This window comes from Mesorhizobium ventifaucium, from assembly GCF_935822925.1.
Lineage (GTDB): Bacteria > Pseudomonadota > Alphaproteobacteria > Rhizobiales > Rhizobiaceae > Mesorhizobium > Mesorhizobium ventifaucium.
Genome location: NZ_CAKXZS010000032.1, coordinates 1 through 3,139, shown reverse-complemented (window position 1 = coordinate 3,139; position 3,139 = coordinate 1). Strand labels below are relative to the sequence as shown.

2 protein-coding genes and 2 pseudogenes are annotated in these 3,139 nt (G+C 58.5%); 3 read left to right on the top strand and 1 reads right to left on the bottom strand.

The genetic code is table 11. The features are described 5' to 3' along the window. On the top strand, positions 1-329 hold a 329-nt coding region (locus NMG70_RS33340; protein WP_495663990.1), incomplete at its 5' end, for a T3SS effector XopP-like protein. A gap of 680 nt (positions 330-1,009) precedes the next feature. Here NMG70_RS33340 and NMG70_RS25230 read toward each other — a convergent pair. Further along, on the bottom strand, positions 1,010-1,840 hold the full coding sequence (locus NMG70_RS25230) for an effector protein NopP (RefSeq protein ID WP_165848632.1): 831 nt from the start codon (positions 1,838-1,840) through the stop codon (positions 1,010-1,012). A gap of 239 nt (positions 1,841-2,079) precedes the next feature. Here NMG70_RS25230 and NMG70_RS25225 point away from each other — a divergent pair. After that, a pseudogene (locus NMG70_RS25225) lies at positions 2,080-2,764 on the top strand (nucleotidyl transferase AbiEii/AbiGii toxin family protein); the annotation flags it as partial. A 270-nt stretch (positions 2,765-3,034) separates the two neighbouring features. Further along, positions 3,035-3,139 (top strand): annotated as a pseudogene (locus tag NMG70_RS25220) (IS110 family transposase); the annotation flags it as partial.

Sequence of the window (3,139 nt, the reverse complement as noted above, 5' to 3'; positions counted from 1 at the left end):
CCGAGGAGTTGGAGCCTGCGGATCGACCACGGGCGTTGAAGGGGGAGCCAGGCTCGCTGTTCGAAATCAGGCTGCAGCCCAAGGTGCTGCGTAATCGTGCCATGCCGAGTCCGATGTGGGTGCACATCCATACGAACCGGCCGGTACATGCCAGGCAGTTGGCAATGCTGGATGACGCAGCCTTCGCCGCTTGCCACGTCAAGTCCAATGAACAGCGCGGGCATAATCGGCAGTGGCAAGACGCCCAGGCTGCGATTGGTCACGATAACGTCGTAATCCACCGGGGCAAGCTCACCCCCGCGTTCTGCAAATCCTTGTTGACCACTTAGCGGCCATGCACGTCCATCTGGCTCGCAGCTTCAACCAGGCTGTTCGCCAAGGCTGGTAGTTAGGCATCTCGCGAGCATGCCGCTTGTGGCGCCTCATGACTTGTGGTGAAGCATTTCCGTCTTGAGCAAAAAACGGTAAATGCCGCGAGGTGCACGAGTTGCCGGCTACGCAACTCAACTACCGCAAAGAGACCGAGCGGCGCTGCCACGTTATCTGAGGATAGACGTGACAGCGCTCTCCGCGTCGTCCGGCTCTCTCCGAAATCAATCCGGAAGATCGTCCGGTGACGAGCGCGGAGCAGGCTCACCCGATCCGGTTGGCCGGCTTCAGCGGATCCAAACTCGCCAATGGTATGTTGTCCGGGGAAGACGGATTCGGGAGGGCTGACACCAGCCCGGTTCTGAACGCGAAGAGGCGGTGTCCCGTCCCGAATACGATTCGCTCGCCTGCTGCAGCCGCTATGCGCATTCATGCCGCAGTTCATCCTCCGGGCGAGCTGGCTGGATTGCTGCAGCTCCCCTGGCGCGGCGGCAGGGTGCTGGAACCAGGCATCCGCACCGGAGGGTTTTTTACGGCGACGAATCGAACCGACCGCCGACAATCCGCAAGAGTACTCGGATTCAATATCCTAAGAGACCGAGCGCGCGGCGACGGTTGCAAGGCCCGCGGCGCCGGCTGATCACATGAAGTCATCCTCGTATGAGTATCTGGATGAACTTGGTGAGCTCTCGACATGACTGCTCTCGCTATCCTCAGTTTTGCAAAGATAGCGCGGCGGTTTGTCTGCACGCTGCCATTCACCGGCACTGTTCTTCGTCCACTTTTCGGGATGCTGGGTAGGGTCAAGGACCATGCCGCCATCCTCCACCTCAACAAACCCCATACTCGCTGCGCGGGCTTGTGCTTCTGGATTAGCCGCACGCCAATTCAGCAAAGGCCGTTCGCCGTCGATCCGAAGTTGATGCTCCAGCAGAATATCGCCTGCATTCTCGACGAGTGGATGAGCGACCTGAAGATCCACTACGGACGTGATCTCAGTTCGGCCAGGAAATTGTTTCCGCCAATTTTCGGAGTCGAACTCAGTCATGCTGAACCCGCCTTGCGTTCTCATCAGTCCAGCACTCTGGTTTCCCAATTGGTAGTTGAAATATCGCGTGTCCTTCGTATCGCAACGCACGCGGTATTCCTTAGCAACCTCCGCAGTGCGTCTTGCCCGTGCGGACACGAATTCCGAATACTCTTGCGGATTGTTGGCAATGTGTTTGATGTTCTTGTCATGAAACTTGATCAGCTCGTCTGTGAAAGAGAACTTGTCGATCTCTACCACCGGAGGTCTGGAATGAAGGGAATACGCTTGCGTAGCCGCCGCCGATGAGCCGCCACTGGAATCCGATCCAGCTAAGTCCATGCGAGCAAACATGTCTGCGCACTGTTGGGTTTGTGCATCCATTTGCCCGTTGGCACCACGCGTGTAGTGCCTATCCGACGAGCCACCAATTCGACCATACATAATATCGCACTCCTGTGTTTAGCATTAAGTTGAGGCTGGTTGGCCACAGCCCTAGGTAGTTGGTTTGTTTGACGACTAGCTGACGAGGCGTTCTCCCCGATGCGGACGAAAATCCGAACTGCCGTTAGCGTTTGTTGAAATCAGGCTCCGATCTAGCGCAAGTGCATCAATTGTTGTCACCGACGACGGTGGTTTTTCGGTCCCTGATGTGGCTCCGCCAAGAAGCGCCGATCTCGCATTGGTCGAGCGAGGTACGAAAGCGCCGTCCTGACTGGGTGGCCGGAACGGCGCAGCCGACTATTGCCGAGGCTCTGGCAAGAGAGGAACTAGCGGCGGCGGTTCGCATCGAAGGCGAGATGCTGTTCATCGACTATGAGGCGACGACCACGGTTCGGGCTATGTCGCGCCCAGCGTCATGCGCGAATTAGGCCCGCGCTCGACCGGCGAGCCTGCGAGCATGCGCGATGTCGTCTGCGACGCCTCCGGCCCGGTCGAGGAGGTCGTCTTTCCAACGGCCCGACCTCGGTGATGCACGCTGAGCAAACGTTCTGGGAGAAGCTACGTCGATGCACGTCTTCTCCTTGCAGAGCGCCTACGTGGCGAGCGCGTCGCCCGTCACTCGCATGGCTTGGTGCGATTGGAACCAGGTCTTACGGAAACCGCGTTCGCCAATCGGGACCTGGCGGATGCCGTCGCGCGCACAAGGCAATGTTCTTCGCTGAGAAGGCGGCCGATTGTGAACCAATCGATTATGTGGCTGCAGTCAATTGAAGCTTACGCCTCGTGCCGGCCGGCGAAGCGCTGAAAGCGCTTGGTGGCTACTGTGCGCGCATGGTCGACGATGGCCTGCTCTTCGACGGCGTCGAATGTTTTTTTGAGGAGTTGATGGCGCGGTGCACCGACAACGCCGAGCGAGCCAATCGCAGCGATCAACCATTAGGAGTGTGCGCATTTCTCAGAGATCGATGTCGAGATGGGCGAGAGCATCCTCATCGTAGGTGAGAAAAGGTCGGCAAGAGCAACTTCATCCGCGCGTTGCAATCGGTCCGCAACCGACCCTGGACTGTCGGAGCGTGACCGCCAGCTCGGGCTCGAGGCCGACTTGTGGGAGCCGAGATTGATGGGGTGGACGCCCCCTCACGGCATCGCTGTGCCAAAGTGGTGTCGTCGATCATCACTTGAACGGAGGCGTCCATGTTGGAAGTTAGCACAATCGGATTGGATCTGGCGAAGAACATATTCCAAGCGCACGGTTCGGATGCGTCAGGAGCTGTGCTGTTCAGGAAGAAGCTTCGCCGC

What these genes read in the sequence shown, in the direction of transcription:
- NMG70_RS25230 (WP_165848632.1), bottom strand. Translation starts at nt 1,840, where the DNA reads ATGTATGGTCGAATTGGTGGCTCGTCGGATAGGCACTACACGCGTGGT.